The sequence below is a fragment of the Janthinobacterium sp. EB271-G4-3-2 genome, from assembly GCF_020858035.1.
In the GTDB taxonomy this organism is placed as follows: Bacteria; Pseudomonadota; Gammaproteobacteria; order Burkholderiales; family Burkholderiaceae_D; genus Janthinobacterium; species Janthinobacterium aestuarii.
Map to the genome: position 1 here is coordinate 83,142 of NZ_JACYMG010000017.1, position 13,311 is coordinate 96,452.

The 13,311-nt window shown below is 64.3% G+C and carries 14 protein-coding genes and 1 riboswitch; all 14 genes read right to left on the reverse strand.

Going from position 1 to position 13,311, the window contains the following annotated elements; all coding sequences use genetic code 11:
- Window positions 1–55 precede the first annotated feature (55 nt).
- Window positions 56–1,510, reverse strand: coding sequence for a cobyric acid synthase (locus IGS55_RS26310; protein WP_230519047.1), 1,455 nt, complete (start codon window positions 1,508–1,510; stop codon window positions 56–58).
- Window positions 1,507–2,313, reverse strand: coding sequence for an ABC transporter substrate-binding protein (locus tag IGS55_RS26315; protein ID WP_230519046.1), 807 nt, complete (start codon window positions 2,311–2,313; stop codon window positions 1,507–1,509). The genes IGS55_RS26310 and IGS55_RS26315 overlap by 4 nt, the downstream gene beginning before the upstream one ends.
- Window positions 2,310–3,212 (reverse strand): cobalamin-binding protein, encoded by a 903-nt coding sequence (locus IGS55_RS26320; RefSeq protein ID WP_230519045.1) that lies wholly within the window; start codon window positions 3,210–3,212, stop codon window positions 2,310–2,312. Before IGS55_RS26320 ends, IGS55_RS26315 begins: the two co-directional genes overlap by 4 nt.
- A complete protein-coding gene (gene cobD, locus IGS55_RS26325) occupies window positions 3,209–4,195 on the reverse strand; it encodes a threonine-phosphate decarboxylase CobD (protein ID WP_230519044.1) in 987 nt (328 codons plus the stop codon). Before cobD ends, IGS55_RS26320 begins: the two co-directional genes overlap by 4 nt.
- Window positions 4,188–5,141 carry an adenosylcobinamide-phosphate synthase CbiB gene (cbiB, locus tag IGS55_RS26330; RefSeq protein ID WP_230519043.1) on the reverse strand — a complete coding sequence of 318 codons (954 nt, stop codon included), beginning with the start codon at window positions 5,139–5,141 and terminating at the stop codon, window positions 4,188–4,190. The genes cobD and cbiB overlap by 8 nt, the downstream gene beginning before the upstream one ends.
- On the reverse strand, window positions 5,135–5,710 hold the full coding sequence (gene cobU, locus IGS55_RS26335) for a bifunctional adenosylcobinamide kinase/adenosylcobinamide-phosphate guanylyltransferase (protein ID WP_230519042.1): 576 nt from the start codon (window positions 5,708–5,710) through the stop codon (window positions 5,135–5,137). The genes cbiB and cobU overlap by 7 nt, the downstream gene beginning before the upstream one ends.
- 7 nt (window positions 5,711–5,717) lie before the next feature.
- Window positions 5,718–6,350, reverse strand: a complete 633-nt coding sequence (gene cobO / locus IGS55_RS26340; RefSeq protein WP_230519041.1) for a cob(I)yrinic acid a,c-diamide adenosyltransferase — start codon at window positions 6,348–6,350, stop codon at window positions 5,718–5,720.
- A gap of 1 nt (window position 6,351) precedes the next feature.
- A complete protein-coding gene (locus IGS55_RS26345) occupies window positions 6,352–7,119 on the reverse strand; it encodes an ABC transporter ATP-binding protein (protein WP_230519040.1) in 768 nt (255 codons plus the stop codon).
- A 7-nt stretch (window positions 7,120–7,126) separates the two neighbouring features.
- Window positions 7,127–8,152 (reverse strand): FecCD family ABC transporter permease, encoded by a 1,026-nt coding sequence (locus tag IGS55_RS26350; RefSeq protein WP_230519039.1) that lies wholly within the window; start codon window positions 8,150–8,152, stop codon window positions 7,127–7,129.
- Between the two features lie 132 nt (window positions 8,153–8,284).
- Window positions 8,285–10,264, reverse strand: coding sequence for a TonB-dependent receptor (locus IGS55_RS26355; RefSeq protein ID WP_230519092.1), 1,980 nt, complete (start codon window positions 10,262–10,264; stop codon window positions 8,285–8,287).
- 83 nt (window positions 10,265–10,347) lie between these two features.
- A riboswitch (cobalamin riboswitch) is annotated at window positions 10,348–10,589 on the reverse strand.
- 44 nt (window positions 10,590–10,633) lie between these two features.
- On the reverse strand, window positions 10,634–11,188 hold the full coding sequence (locus IGS55_RS26360; RefSeq protein WP_230519038.1) for a histidine phosphatase family protein: 555 nt from the start codon (window positions 11,186–11,188) through the stop codon (window positions 10,634–10,636).
- A 6-nt stretch (window positions 11,189–11,194) separates the two neighbouring features.
- On the reverse strand, window positions 11,195–12,001 hold the full coding sequence (locus tag IGS55_RS26365) for an adenosylcobinamide-GDP ribazoletransferase (RefSeq protein ID WP_230519037.1): 807 nt from the start codon (window positions 11,999–12,001) through the stop codon (window positions 11,195–11,197).
- A 4-nt stretch (window positions 12,002–12,005) separates the two neighbouring features.
- Window positions 12,006–13,046 (reverse strand): nicotinate-nucleotide--dimethylbenzimidazole phosphoribosyltransferase, encoded by a 1,041-nt coding sequence (gene cobT, locus IGS55_RS26370; RefSeq protein ID WP_230519036.1) that lies wholly within the window; start codon window positions 13,044–13,046, stop codon window positions 12,006–12,008.
- A 72-nt stretch (window positions 13,047–13,118) separates the two neighbouring features.
- The coding region (locus tag IGS55_RS26375) for a hypothetical protein (RefSeq protein WP_230519035.1) at window positions 13,119–13,311 on the reverse strand (193 nt) is incomplete at its 5' end.

Genomic DNA, 13,311 nt, shown 5'->3' on the forward strand with positions numbered 1-13,311 from the left:
ACGTGCCTGTGTGAGTAGGTCGGGTTAGCCGGTACGGCGTAACCCGACATCACCATCAGCGTGGCATTCGTTCCAGCGCATCCATCAACGGCATCGCCGCATCGGCAATCCGCTCCAGGCTGGCCTCGCGCAGGGCGGCGGTATCCACCATGTGGCCGGAGTCCAGCCCGGCCCAGCGCAGCAGCGCCGAACACGCGGCGGGCGTGTCGAACATGCCGTGCAAATAGCTGCCGAGGATTTGCCCGTCGCCCGACACGGCGCCTTCCGGGCGGCCGTCGATGACAAAGGCCGGCTGCGCCAGCGCCGCGCCATGCGAGACGCCCATGTGGATTTCATAGCCTGCCACGCGCGCATCGGCCGCGCCGGCAAACGCGCAGTGGCCGCTCACCTGTTCCAGGCGTTTTGCGCTTGTCAGCTCCGTCACCATGTCGAGCAAGCCCAGTGCCGTTGACTCTCCCGCCGCGCCTTCCACGCCCAGCGGATCGCACACGCTTTGTCCCAGCATCTGGAAGCCGCCGCAAATACCCAGCACCTTGCCGCCATAGCGCAGGTGTTTTGCCAGGTAGGCGGGCCAGCCTTGCTGCCGCAGCCAGGCCAGGTCGCCGCGCGTGTTTTTACTGCCGGGCAGGATCACCAGGTCGGCCGCTGGAATCGGCTGCCCCTGCTGGATGAATTGCAGGTCGATACCGGGGTGGGCGCGCAGCGCGTCGAAGTCCGTGTGGTTGCTGATGCGCGGCAGTTGCGGCACCACCACCTTGAAGGCGCCCCGCTCGGCCTGCATCGCTTCGACGGCGTCCTCCGCGTCGAGGAACAGGCCTTGCAGATAGGGCAGCACTGCCAGCACGGGTTTGCCCGTCTGCTGCTCCAGCCACTCGATGCCCGGTTGCAGCAGCGAGATGTCGCCGCGGAAGCGGTTGATGACGAAGCCGACGATGCGCGCCCGTTCGCTGTCGGACAAGCACGCCAGGGTGCCGATGATGTGCGCGAAGACGCCGCCCCGGTCGATGTCGGCCACCAGAATCACGGGGCAGTCGACGGCTTCGGCAAAGCCCATGTTGGCGATGTCGCGCGCGCGCAGGTTGACTTCGGCCGGGCTGCCCGCGCCTTCGACGACGACGGCATCGTATTGCTGGCGCAAGCGCGCGTACGATTCCAGCACGGCGCCCATGGCGATGGTCTTGTATTGCTGGTAGTCGCGCGCATCCATCTCGGCGCGCACCTTGCCGTGGATGATCACCTGTGCGCCCGTGTTCGACGACGGTTTCAAGAGCACCGGGTTCATGTCCGTGTGCGGCGCGATGCCGCAAGCCAGCGCCTGCAGGGCCTGGGCGCGGCCGATCTCGCCGCCGTCGCTCGTCACGGCGCTGTTCAAGGCCATGTTTTGCGGCTTGAACGGCGCTACCGTCACGCCACGGCGTTTCAACAAGCGGCACAGGGCCGCGACGACGGTGCTCTTGCCCGCGTCCGACGTCGTGCCCTGCACCATCAGGACGGGGAAGGGAAGCTTCATGCTTGCTGCTCCTGCAGATGTTGCCAGCGCGCGATGATGTCGCTGATCTGGCGCAGCCCTTCGGTAATCGCCGCCGGACCGGGTGACAGGATGTCGGGCGACTTGATCTCGAACAGCATGTCATTGCGTACGGCGGGAATCGCCTCCCAGCCCGGGCGCGCCGCCAGCTGTGCCGGCTGGAATTTCTTGCCGCACCAGCTGGCGAGAATGATGTCGGGCGCGCGCGCCACCACGCTCAACGGATCGGCGATGATGCGTTTCTTTGCGCCAGGCTGCGTGGACAATTCCGGGAAAGCGTCCGTGCCGCCGGCGATCCCGATCAATTCCGCCGCCCAGCCGATGCCGCTCATCAGGGGATCGTTCCACTCTTCAAAGTAAATCACGGGCTTGCGCGTCCAGGCGGCGGCGCGGGTGCGGGCGGCGGCGATGTCCGCGCGCAGGCTGGCGATCAATGCGTTGCCCGCTTCCTCGCGCTGCACCAGCGCGGCCAGCACGGCGATCATGCGCAGGATGCCGTCGACCGTGCGCTGGTTGAACTGGTGTACTTCGATGCCGGCCTTGACCAGGTCGCGGCAGATATCGGCCTGCATGTCGCAAAAACCGATCACGAGATCCGGTCTCACTGCCAGGATGCGTTCCAGGTTCGTGGACGAAAAGCCGCTGATCTTGGTCTTTTCCTCGCGTGCGCGGGGAGGGCGCACGGTAAAGCCGGAAATGCCTGCGATCGTGTCTTCGGCGCCCAGCGCGTACAGCGTCTCCACGGCTTCCGTCGACAAACAGGCGATGCGCTGATAGTGACTCATTGAGCCGCCTTGCTGGTACGGCGCTGGCGGGCCATCTCCAGCTGTTCGCACATGGCGGCCGTGCCTTCGATCATGCGCGGGCCGGCGCGGTTGAGCAGGTCGCCATTCAGGCGGAACAGGTTATTTTTGCGCACGGCCGTCATCGACGGGAAGGCGCGCCACATGGCCAGGCCGCCTTCGCTGCGCGGATCGCTTTTTTCGCTGGTGCCGAAGATGACTTCCGGGTCTTCCTGCAGCACGCCTTCCGGCGTGACGACGGGCGCCACCACTTTCATCGCGGCGAACACATTCTGGGCGCCGCATACGCGCATCGAATCGCTGATGATGCTCGCGCCGCTCAGGGTATACAAAGGTTTGTCCCACACCTGGTAAAACACGCGCACGGGCGGGCGCTGCGCATACTGGGTCGTCAAGCCGGCCAGTTTGGCGCGCAGTTGGGCGGCGGCCGGTTTGGCGGTCTTCTCCGTGCCCATCAGCTGCCCCAGGCGCTCCATGCTGTCGGGGATATCGGCCAGCTTGCGCGGTTCGCTGTGATAGATCGGCACCTTCAACTGGCGCAGCATGGCGATCTGGCGCTCGGCGCTGCCATGCATCCAGACGACGATCAGGTCCGGCTTCATGGCGATGATGCGCTCCATGTCGTACTGGCGGTTGTCGCCCACCTGCGGCAGTTTCTTGGCCGCTTCCGGATAGTCGCTGTAGCTGACGACACCGGCGATCTTCTCGCCGCCACCAGCAGCGAACAGCAGTTCCGTCACGTGCGGCGCCAGCGCCAGGATGCGCTGCGCCGGTTTTTCCACGGTGACGGTATTGCCGTCATCGTCGCGCACGGTGATGGCGGCGTGTGTTTGCAACGAGACCAGTCCGGCCAGCAGCAGCGATATTTTCAGGATTTTCATGTGTGCTTCCATGTGGTAAGGGCCTGCTGCAGGCGCAGCCAGGCATGTTCGTCGGGGGGCAGGCCCAGGCGGATGCCGTGGGCGGCGTGGCGGAACAGGCGCACCCAGATGCCCGATTCCGCCATGTGGCGCCAGAACGCTTCGGCGCGTTCTTCCGGCCACCACTGAAACAGCGCCGTGCCGCTGCTGGCGATGCCGTGCGCGGCCAATAACTGGTGCAAGCGGTCGCCTTCGCCGCGCAGGCGCTCGCGCATCGTTCCCTGCCAGTGCGTATCGGTGAGCGCGGCCAGTGCCACATGCTGCGCCGGGCCGCTGACGGTCCACGGGCCCAGCATGTCGGCCAGCTGTGCCAGCAGCGCGGGATGGGCAGCGGCAAAGCCCAGGCGCAGTCCCGCCAGGCCAAAGAATTTGCCGATGGAGCGCAGCACGATCAGACCCGGCTGGCCCGAGTGCGGACCGAGACTGGCGCGGGCTTCCGTGTCGCCGAATGCTTCATCGACCACCAGCCAGCCGCCGCGCGCGGCCAGCTTGCAGGCCCACTCCAGCAGCAGTTCGGATGCGATGCGTTCGCCCGTGGGATTGTTCGGATTGCAGACGACCAGCACGTCGCAGTGGTCGACGGCAGCGGCCAGCTGCGCATACGGCACTTGGCGCAATTGGTGGCCGTGCTCGCCCCAGTGGTGCGCGTGTTCCGCATACGAGGGCGCGGCCACGACCACGCGCGACGGTGCGCGCAGCCGGGGCAGGGCCTGGATGGCCGCCTGCGTGCCCGCCACGGGCAGCATGGCCGGCGCGTCGTAATATGCGCAGGCGGCGGCCGCCAGCGCGGGGTCGGCTTCCGGCAGCCGGTGCCAGGCGTTGGCCTCGGGTGCTGGCGCTGGATACCAGTGCGGATTGATGCCCGTCGACAGGTCGATCCAGTCGGCGATTGGCCGTCCATACGCGCGCGCCGCGTCGCGCAGATTGCCGCCATGTTCAAGCAAGGTATTTCCCCTTCAGGTAAAACAGGCCCGCCAGCAGCGCCATCCAGATCAGCCACAAGACGGCCGTTTCCGCCACGAGGCGCCAGGCGCGGTCGATGTCGCGCGCTTCGGCCGGGCGGCCGGCCCCCAGCGGCGGGCGGCGTTCCAGCTCGCCGTCGTAGATGGCGTCACCGCCCAAGGCCAGGCCCAGGGCGCCGGCGCCGCTGGCCATCACGGGGCCCGCGTTCGGGCTGCCCCAGTTTGGGGCCTGGCTGCGCCAGCATTGCCATGCGCGCTGTTTGTCGGCCATGGTTTTGCCCAGCAAGACATACGACAGGGCCGTCAGGCGCGCCGGCAGGTAATTCAAGATGTCGTCGATGCGCGCGGCGCAGCAGCCGAACCAGTCGTAGCGCTCGTTCCGATACCCCCACATGGCGTCGAGGGTATTGGCCAGCCTGAAGAGCACGGCGCCGGGGCCGCCCGCCACGGCAAACCAGAACAAGGTGCCGAAGACGGCGTCGTTGCCGTTTTCCAGCAGGGATTCCGTGCTGGCCTTGGCCAGGCTGGCCGCGTCGGCGTTGGCCGTGTCGCGGCTGACGATACGCGCCGTCAGCAGGCGCGCGTTGTCCAGGTCATCGATGGCCAGGGCATTGGCGATCGGTTGATTGTGGTCGCGCAGGCTGCGCAAACCGAGGCAGAGATAGAGCAGGAAGACGTGCAAGGCCGCGCCGGCCAGACCGCACAGCCACCAGGCGACATAGCTGATGGGCAGCACGGCCAGCGACCACGCCAGCGCGCCGCGCAGCAAACTCCCGCGGCCCCGGTTCAGCAGGCGTTCCAGTGCGCTGGCGAGGCGGCCAAAGCCGACCAGCGGATGCCAGCGGCGCGTTTCTCCCAGCAGCATGTCGAGCAGCACGCCGGCCGTCATCAAGGCGGCCAGCATGGGCAGCGACAGGCCGCTCAGCATGGGCTGCCTTTCAGGTACAGCGGCAGGCCGGCGGCGACAAAGACGGCCTTGTCGCACACGGCCGCCACGGCCTGGTTCAAGCGGCCTGCTTCATCGGTGAAGCAGCGCGAGATGGCGCCATAGGGCACGATGCCCATGCCCACTTCGTTCGAGACCAGTACGAGGTCACAACTCGCGCTATCGGTATCGCCAATTTCCGCCAGCGCGTACAGCAGGTGCGCGCGCTCGCTGTGGAACAGTTCGGGTAAGGCGATGTCGCCCACGTCCGGGTAGGTCTCGCCAGTGGAAAACATCAGGTTCGTCAGCCACAGCGTCAGGCAGTCGACCAGCAGCAGGCGGCCGGGCCGTGCTTCCCGCAGGATGGCGTCGCCCAGGCGCAGCGGTTCTTCCATGGTTGCCCAATCGGCCGGGCGCTGCGCACGGTGATGCGCGATGCGCGTGGCCATTTCGCCATCGCCCGCCTGCGCGGTGGCGATGTAGATCACTTCCCTGCCGGACTCGCGGGCCAGCTTTTCCGCATGGGCGCTCTTGCCGGAGCGGGCGCCGCCGAAGACCAGGGTGCGCGTCATGGCGCTGTTACCACTCGGTGCCGATTTGTGCGCCGATGCCGGCCGCGTACGCATGCTTGACGACGGCCATTTCGGTGACGGTGTCGGCGATGGCGATCAATTCGTCCGGCGCGCCGCGGCCCGTGATGACCACGTGCTGCATGGCCGGGCGTTCCAGCAGGTCGGCGATGACTTTATGTACGTCGAGGTAGTTGTACTTGAGGGCGATATTGAGTTCGTCGAACAGCACCAGGCCGTAACTGGGGTCGGCCAGGAAGGTCTTTGCCTGTTCCCACGCCAGTTCGGCTTTTTCGATGTCGCGTTCGCGGTTCTGCGTTTCCCAGGTATAGCCTTCGCCCATCGCATGAAAACTGATTTCGTCGGGGAAGCGGCGCAGGAATTTCTCTTCGCCGGTCGACATGGCGCCCTTGATGAACTGCACCACGCCCACCTTCATGCCGTGGCCCATGGCGCGGATGGCCATGCCGAAGCCGCTCGAGCTCTTGCCCTTGCCATTGCCCGTGTTGACGATGATGATGCCGATTTCCTTGTCGGCCTTGGCGATGGCCGCGTCGATGATCGCCTTCTTGCGTTCCATGCGCACGCGGTGGCGTTCGTTGATGGCTGCGGTCTCCGCGTCGATTGTTTTGTTGTCGCTCATGTCAGTCCTCTTTCGGTATGAATATCTTGCGTTTGCCGTGCTCGATGATCTCGATCGGGTGGCCCAGGTAGTCGCCCAGGATGGATGCCTGCATCACGTCGGCCACGGGGCCTGCCAGCCAGCCGCCATCGCCCATCAGCAGCAGCGCATGGGTCGAGACGCTGTGCGCCAGGTTCAGGTCATGGCCCACCATCACCACGGTTTTATTCTGTTCGCGGCACAGCTTGGCCAGCAGGCCCATGACGCTGACCTGGTGCGCCAGGTCGAGTGCGTTGGCCGGTTCATCGAGCAGCAGCAAGGGCGTGTCCTGTGCCAGCATGGCGGCGATCGCCACGCGCTGGCGTTCGCCGCCGGACAGGCTGCGCACGTCGCGTTCGGCCAGGTGCTCGACTTCCATCGACGCCAGCGCCGCCAGGGCGATGCGCTGGTCGTCGCTGCCTTCCCAGTAATGGTTGTCGTGATACGGGTGGCGCGCCGACAGCACCGTTTCGATGACGCGGTACGAGAACGCGTCGTGGCGCGCCTGCGCCAGGAAAGCCCGTTCGCGCGCCAGTGCTTCCAGCGGCCAGTCTATCAGGGCGCGGCCTTGTATCGTCACGTGGCCGGCATCCGGTTCGCGCAAGCCGGCCAGGGTGCGCAGCAAGGTGCTTTTGCCGGCGCCGTTGCGGCCGATCACGCTCCAGCATTCGCCATCCTTGATTTGCCAGATGAGGTTTTCCACGAGGGAGCGCGTGCCCGCTTTCAGGCCGAGTTGGTAGGTGCGTATCATGCTTGTTTCATCCCCTGCGCAAGCGGTGCAATTGGTACAGGAAGACGGGCGCGCCTATCATGGCCGTCACCACGCCGACGGGCAGCTGCAATGGTGCCAGCACGGTGCGCGCCAGGGTATCGGCCAGCACGAGGAAGGTGCCGCCGGCCAGCGCGGCGGCCGGTATCAGCAGGCGGTGATCGGGGCCGCAGGCGAAGCGCAGCGCATGCGGCACGATCAGGCCGACGAAGCCCACGCTGCCGGCGCTGGTGACGGCGCTGGCCGTGAGCAGGCCGGAACAGAAGAACAGTCCCTTGCGCAGCGCGCCCACGCGCACGCCCAAGGTGCTGGCCGCTTCCGCATGCAGCGCCATGACGTTCAGCGATCGCGCGCAGCGCAAGGCGAAGACGAGGGCGCCGGCCAGGACCAGCCACGGCATCAGCCGCGCCGGCGCGCCGGACAGGTCGCCGATCATCCAGAACACCATGCTGCGCAAGCGGCTTTCCGGGGCGATGGACAGCATCAGGGTGACGATGGCCATGCAGGCCGAGGCCAGGATCACGCCCGTCAGCAGCAACAGCGAGGCGCCGCCTTCGGCCGCCGTGCCGCCGCGCAGGTCGCGCCGGGCAAAAAAGTACAGCAGCATGGACACGCCGACGGCGCCGGCGAAGGCGGCCGCGTCGACCACCCACAGCGCGCACATGAACAGCAGCGCGGCCAGCGCACCGACGGAAGCGCCGGCGGAAATGCCCAGCACATACGGGTCCGCCAGCGGATTGCGCAGCAACGCCTGCATCATCAGACCGGCCAGCGACAGCGCCGCGCCGGTGACAAAGGCGGTCAGCGCGCGGCCCAGGCGCAGGTCGAGCAGGGTGGCGGCGAGTGTGTCGGTTTGGCCCTGTACGACATGGAACAGGGCGGAAGGCAGGTCGGCGAGCGGAATCGCGATCGAGCCGATCATGCCGGAGAAAATCAGGCTGGCAATCGCGCACACGATCAGCACCGCGAGGATCACGGTGGCGCGGTGGCGCATATTGCGGAAAAATGGGTGCATGTACTGCCTTAGGTAGAACGGGAGCGGTGCAAGATGCTACGGACTGCTTCAAATGCGTTGTTGGGACGTATACAAAAAAATGGCCCGCATGCGATTGCGCGTACGGGCCATTGTAATCATCTCTTGGCCGATTTAGAAATCGTAGCGTGCCGAGAGTTTCATCTGACGGCCATTGCTAGGATAGATGCCGCCTTTGCAGCTGAAGGCATTGGTAAAGTACTGTTTGTCGGTCAGGTTCAAAGCATTGACCGCCACTTCCCAGGCGCCGAACTTGCGTGCATAGCGGGCATCGAAGGTGGTAAACGACGGGATTTTGGCAGAGCAGGTATTTGCAAAATCGCTGCCATAGCGCTGGCTGTCCACCCATTGCGCGCCGATGTCCGCGCTCTGGCCATCTTTCGGCACCCACGACAGGCGGGCCGAAAGGGTGTTTTTCGGGATCAGCGTCAGTTCCTTGCCCGAGTTGACGCCTTCGGTGAAGGTCGCCTTTACGTGCTGGTAGTGGCCGCTGACTTTCCAGTCAGCCGCGATATTCGCACTGGCATCGAGCTCAAAACCCTGGTGCTTGGTCGGATCCAGGTTGGTGTTGGCGCCACCGCCAAATTGACCTGCCGTTGGATCGTAATAGATTTCGTTGGTCAATTTGTGGCGGAAGACGCGAGCATCGAGCTTGACGATGCTGTTGTTGTAGGACGCGCCCAGTTCCAGGTCGTGCGAGGTCTGGCCCAGCAATGGCTTGTTGGCGATAGGGGTGAAGCCATTTTCATCGGCATTCGCCACGCGATAGCTCTGGCCTGCCTTGGCATACAGATTTACCTGCGGCACGACATCGAAGCTGCCTTGAACGTCCCATGCATTGAAGTTTTGCTTGATACTGTAAGTGGCAGTGCTAAATGGGGTTGGGTCGGCCGAGTCCTTGTCGAAGGTCTCATGGCGCACGCCGGCGGCGATGCGGAAGTTTTGCGGGCTGGCAAACTTCAATTCATCACGCACATAGAATGCCTGCGATTTTTGCTTTGCCTTGGCTTGCGAGTAAGAGCTGTTGGTATTGGAATCCCATTTGATGAAGTCGGCGCCAGCAACGATCTCATTGAGCATGCCGTCAAACTGGCCCAGGTGACGCAAGCGTGGTGAAAACTGGTTTTGCTTGGTTTTGGTTTCGGAAGGACTGCCGTAGTTCGACCTGGACGTTTTTTCGCGGTGCGACAGTTCGGCTGCCAGATCCACTGTGCCCAAGCGGCCTTCGGCGAACGCGGTGTAGCGGTCGCTGTCGAGCGAAGCAAAATTCTTTGGTGTCTTCGTCTGACGTGGGTTGTTCTCGAACTGCGCCAGTGTCAATCCGCCTGCGAGGCGATAATCCTGACGTGTGCTGTCGATACGCACACCTGCGCGGACATCCTTGTCCTGCCATTGCGCGCCGCCGCCGAAGTTGGTCTGTTTGTATTCGTTATTATCGCGATAGTTGTCGGTTTCCTGCTTGCCAACAGCGGCATCGAGAGTGACGTTATTCCAGGTTTGGGCTACGGAGCCGCGCACTTCGCGCTGGCCCAGTTGGCCCACTTCCGCAAAGACGGTACCACGGCCAGTCTGCTTGCCTGGGCGCTTGGTCACGATATTGATCACACCGCCCGTGGCGCCGTCGCCGTACAGGACGCTGCTGCCGCCGCGCGTGATCTCGATGCGTTCCACGCTATCGATGGGAATGCTGGCCAATACTGGATCGGTCAATTCATTTTCCGATAGGCGCACGCCATCGAGGACCACTACCGTGTTCTGGCTGGCGGTGGCGCCGAAGCCACGCAGGTCGAGGGTAAAGTCAGGGCTGCCGGTGAGGCTTTGACGGCCATAGACGCCGCCGATCTTGCGAATCGCCTGGTTCACATCGCTGATGCCCGCGCGGCGGATTTCATCGGCCGTAATGACGGTGGCACCGATCGGCTGCAGTGCCGGATCGCTGTTGAAGCGCGAACCCGTCACGACGATCTGGTCCAGCGTCTTGTTCGCGGTTTGCGCGAAGGCGGGAGCGGCAACGATGAAGCACAGGGAGATGGCGGAAACCAGGGCGCGCGGCGCCATTGCCGGCGCGCGGCGGTGTAATACGGGAGCAGTCATGATATCGTTTTCTTCGGAAAAAGCATCCGGCTCGCGTCCCCGCAAGCCAGATTCAACGGAAGGAGCGGCACCCGGCAAGGCCCGCACTTCCACCTGTCCTGGCCGGTATCCGGGCTGGCAAGTACGGCTATCCCACCTTCCCATGCTCGATGATTGCAAGCACAGTGGTTGTCAGAGATAGCTTGTCGTCCGCCTCCTGTTGGGAGGGGCGACACTTGCTTACCGTTGCGGGGGCAGCACACGTTCGCCGCAGGCGCGGCATCGTGTTTCCCGTTTAACTGCGCTCATGGACATGAACGCGGGCACCAAAACCCCGCCATTATACGTGCAGTGGGCGTGGACTGAAATGGCTGGCTGGACGCTTCGATATCAGAAATCGACAACGACCGTCGCACCGTAGGCGATTTTATGGGCGGAACGGGCGGCCAGCAGGGCCGTTTCCTCCAATGGCAGCCGGGCTTGCAATGCCGACAGCAGGCGGATGGTGCCCGCATGGCAGATGATGATGGCCGTTTCGTGTTGTTCGCGCAACAGATCGCCTAAAAACGCATCGACACGGGCAGCCATCGCCAGCACATTTTCGCCGCCGCCGGGGCGGTACCAGGCCAGGTCGGCGGCCCAGGCATCGATGTCCGCGCGTGCAATCGCGTGCCAGGGCTGCATTTCCCAGCTGCCGAAATCCATTTCCTCCAGACGGGCGTCAAGATGCAGGGCGCTGGAAGGCAAGTCTTGCGCCAATGCTGTCGCCAGGGCGGCGCAGCGGCGCAGCGGGCTGGCATACAGCGGCACGCCGGCCGGCAAAGTCGCCAGTAGGCTGGTGCGCGCGGCGGCCATTTCATGCGGCGCCACCGCCACGTTGCTGCGGCCATAGCAGGTGCCGCTGGTCACCTGCGGCGTGGGGTGGCGAACGAGGATCAGGCGCATGCTTGTTCAGTAGAAGCGCAATGGAGGCTGGAAGCTGGAAAGGATGGCCAGATAAATCGCCACTTCTGCCACCTGCTGCACGGCGCCCAGGCAGTCGCCCGTGTAGCCTTGCAGGCGGCGCTGGCATTTGCGGCCCAGCCAGAATGCGGCAGCTGCCGCCGCCACGATGGCAAAGACCAGCGTGGCCCAATGAAATATCCCCAGCAGGCCGCAGGCGATCGCAGGCAACAGGGCGCAGATGGCGGCGATGAGGAATTCCCCCGTCGTCATTTCCTGCGCCATCGGCTTGGACTTGCCTTCATCGCGCGCATAGTCCATGAACCAGATCAGCGAGACGGCGGCCAGGCGCGAGAGGGGATGGGCGATGAATAATGTCGCCACCACCGAGGCAGGCGGCAGCGAAGCGAGTGCGGTGCATTTGATGGCCAGCAGGCTGAGGATGCCGATGGCGCCATACGCGCCGATGCGAGAATCCTTCATGATTTCCAGCACCCGCTCGCGCGTCAGTCCACCGCCGAAGCCGTCGCACATGTCGGCAAAGCCGTCTTCATGGAAGGCGCCCGTCAGGTAGATGCCGGCGGCGGCGGCCAGCAGCACGGCCACGGCAGAAGGCAGGAGCCAGCTGGCCAGCAGATACACGGCGCCAGTGACGGCCGCCACCACCACGCCGACCAGCGGAAAGTAGCGCGAGGCGTGTTGCAGCCAGGCAGGCTCGAAACCCACCCAGCGGGGGATGGGCAGGCGCGTGAAGAACTGCAGCGCAATGAAGAAGAGTCGGCACTGATGGACTGCGGTGGAAACGGGGTTGCTCATGATCTTAGTCTGGCGTGGACTTTTCGCTGACCTGGGCCGAGGCAAATGTCGCCATCTCGCGCATGAAGTTGACGGCCGCGTGCAGCAGCGGCAAGGCCAGCGCCGAACCCGTGCCTTCACCGAGGCGCAAATCGAGGTGCAGCAGCGGACGCGCACCGAGGCTGGCCAGCAGCTGGCGGTGGCCGTTTTCATCGGAGCAGTGCGAAAACACGCAGTAATCGAGGATGGCTGGCTGCAAACGGGCCGCCACCAGCAGGGCGCTGCTGACGATGAAGCCGTCGATCAGCAGAATCATGCGCCGTTCGGCTGCCTTGAGCATGGCGCCGGCCATCATGGCGATCTCGAAACCGCCAAAGGTGGCCAGCACGTCGAGCGGCTCATGGACTGCCGCATGATGGGCGACAGCCGCCTCGATCACATGCTGCTTGTGTAATACCCCTTCCTTGGACAGGCCGGTGCCTGCGCCCACGCAGTCGGCGATGAGTGTGCCGGTCAGCTTGTGCATCAGTGCGGCGGCGGCCGTGGTGTTGCCGATACCCATTTCGCCAAAGCCCAATACATTGCCGTCCAGTGTGGCGGCCAGGTCCATCCCCGCCTGCATGGCGGCCAGGCATTGCTCTTGGCTCATCGCGGGTTCTTTGGCAAAGTTGCGGGTGCCGGGCCCTTGCTTGCGGTCGAGCAAGCCGTCGCGCGGGCCGAAATCGTGGTTCACGCCAGCGTCTACTATATAGAGGGCGCAATCGGCTTGGCGGGCAAAGACATTGATGGCGGCGCCGTTGCCGAGGAAGTTCTCCACCATTTGCCACGTCACGCTTTGCGGATAGGCGGAAATGCCTTCCGCGACGACGCCATGGTCGGCCGCGAAAACGATGATGGCCGGCTCCTGCAATGCCAGTTGCGTGCTTTGCTGGATCAGGCCGATCTGGCTGGCCAGGGTTTCCAGCATGCCGAGACTGCCAAGCGGCTTGGTCTTGCTATTGATGGCGTGTTCGAGGGCGCTGGCCAAGGCGGAATTGGCGGTGGGGGCGATGTGTGGGATAGGCATGGGAGTCAAGGTGATGAGGCAGGGGATTGTTGGCGCTACGATATCACACAGCAATATTTGCCCAACTGTAAATTAGCGCTTGCGAGGTCTGCGCGCCTTGGCTATAATTCGCCCCCTCGCTGAACGACGCATGCAAATGCTGAGTACGGTGAGAAAAAGAAGGAGTTGACGGATGTAGCGAAATGCTTCATACTCTTCCTTCTTCGCAGCTGACAAACACAACGCTTTGTCGATAGCGCGAGAGTGGCAAATAAGCAGTACCGAA

What these genes read in the sequence shown, in the direction of transcription:
- cobU (WP_230519042.1), bottom strand. Translation starts at nt 5,710, where the DNA reads ATGACGCGCACCCTGGTCTTCGGCGGCGCCCGCTCCGGCAAGAGCGCC.
- IGS55_RS26365 (WP_230519037.1), bottom strand. Translation starts at nt 12,001, where the DNA reads ATGAGCAACCCCGTTTCCACCGCAGTCCATCAGTGCCGACTCTTCTTC.
- cobT (WP_230519036.1), bottom strand. Translation starts at nt 13,046, where the DNA reads ATGCCTATCCCACACATCGCCCCCACCGCCAATTCCGCCTTGGCCAGC.
- IGS55_RS26350 (WP_230519039.1), bottom strand. Translation starts at nt 8,152, where the DNA reads ATGCACCCATTTTTCCGCAATATGCGCCACCGCGCCACCGTGATCCTC.
- IGS55_RS26315 (WP_230519046.1), bottom strand. Translation starts at nt 2,313, where the DNA reads ATGAGTCACTATCAGCGCATCGCCTGTTTGTCGACGGAAGCCGTGGAG.
- IGS55_RS26360 (WP_230519038.1), bottom strand. Translation starts at nt 11,188, where the DNA reads ATGCGCCTGATCCTCGTTCGCCACCCCACGCCGCAGGTGACCAGCGGC.
- IGS55_RS26320 (WP_230519045.1), bottom strand. Translation starts at nt 3,212, where the DNA reads ATGAAAATCCTGAAAATATCGCTGCTGCTGGCCGGACTGGTCTCGTTG.
- cobO (WP_230519041.1), bottom strand. Translation starts at nt 6,350, where the DNA reads ATGAGCGACAACAAAACAATCGACGCGGAGACCGCAGCCATCAACGAA.
- cbiB (WP_230519043.1), bottom strand. Translation starts at nt 5,141, where the DNA reads ATGCTGAGCGGCCTGTCGCTGCCCATGCTGGCCGCCTTGATGACGGCC.
- IGS55_RS26355 (WP_230519092.1), bottom strand. Translation starts at nt 10,264, where the DNA reads ATGACTGCTCCCGTATTACACCGCCGCGCGCCGGCAATGGCGCCGCGC.
- IGS55_RS26345 (WP_230519040.1), bottom strand. Translation starts at nt 7,119, where the DNA reads ATGATACGCACCTACCAACTCGGCCTGAAAGCGGGCACGCGCTCCCTC.
- IGS55_RS26310 (WP_230519047.1), bottom strand. Translation starts at nt 1,510, where the DNA reads ATGAAGCTTCCCTTCCCCGTCCTGATGGTGCAGGGCACGACGTCGGAC.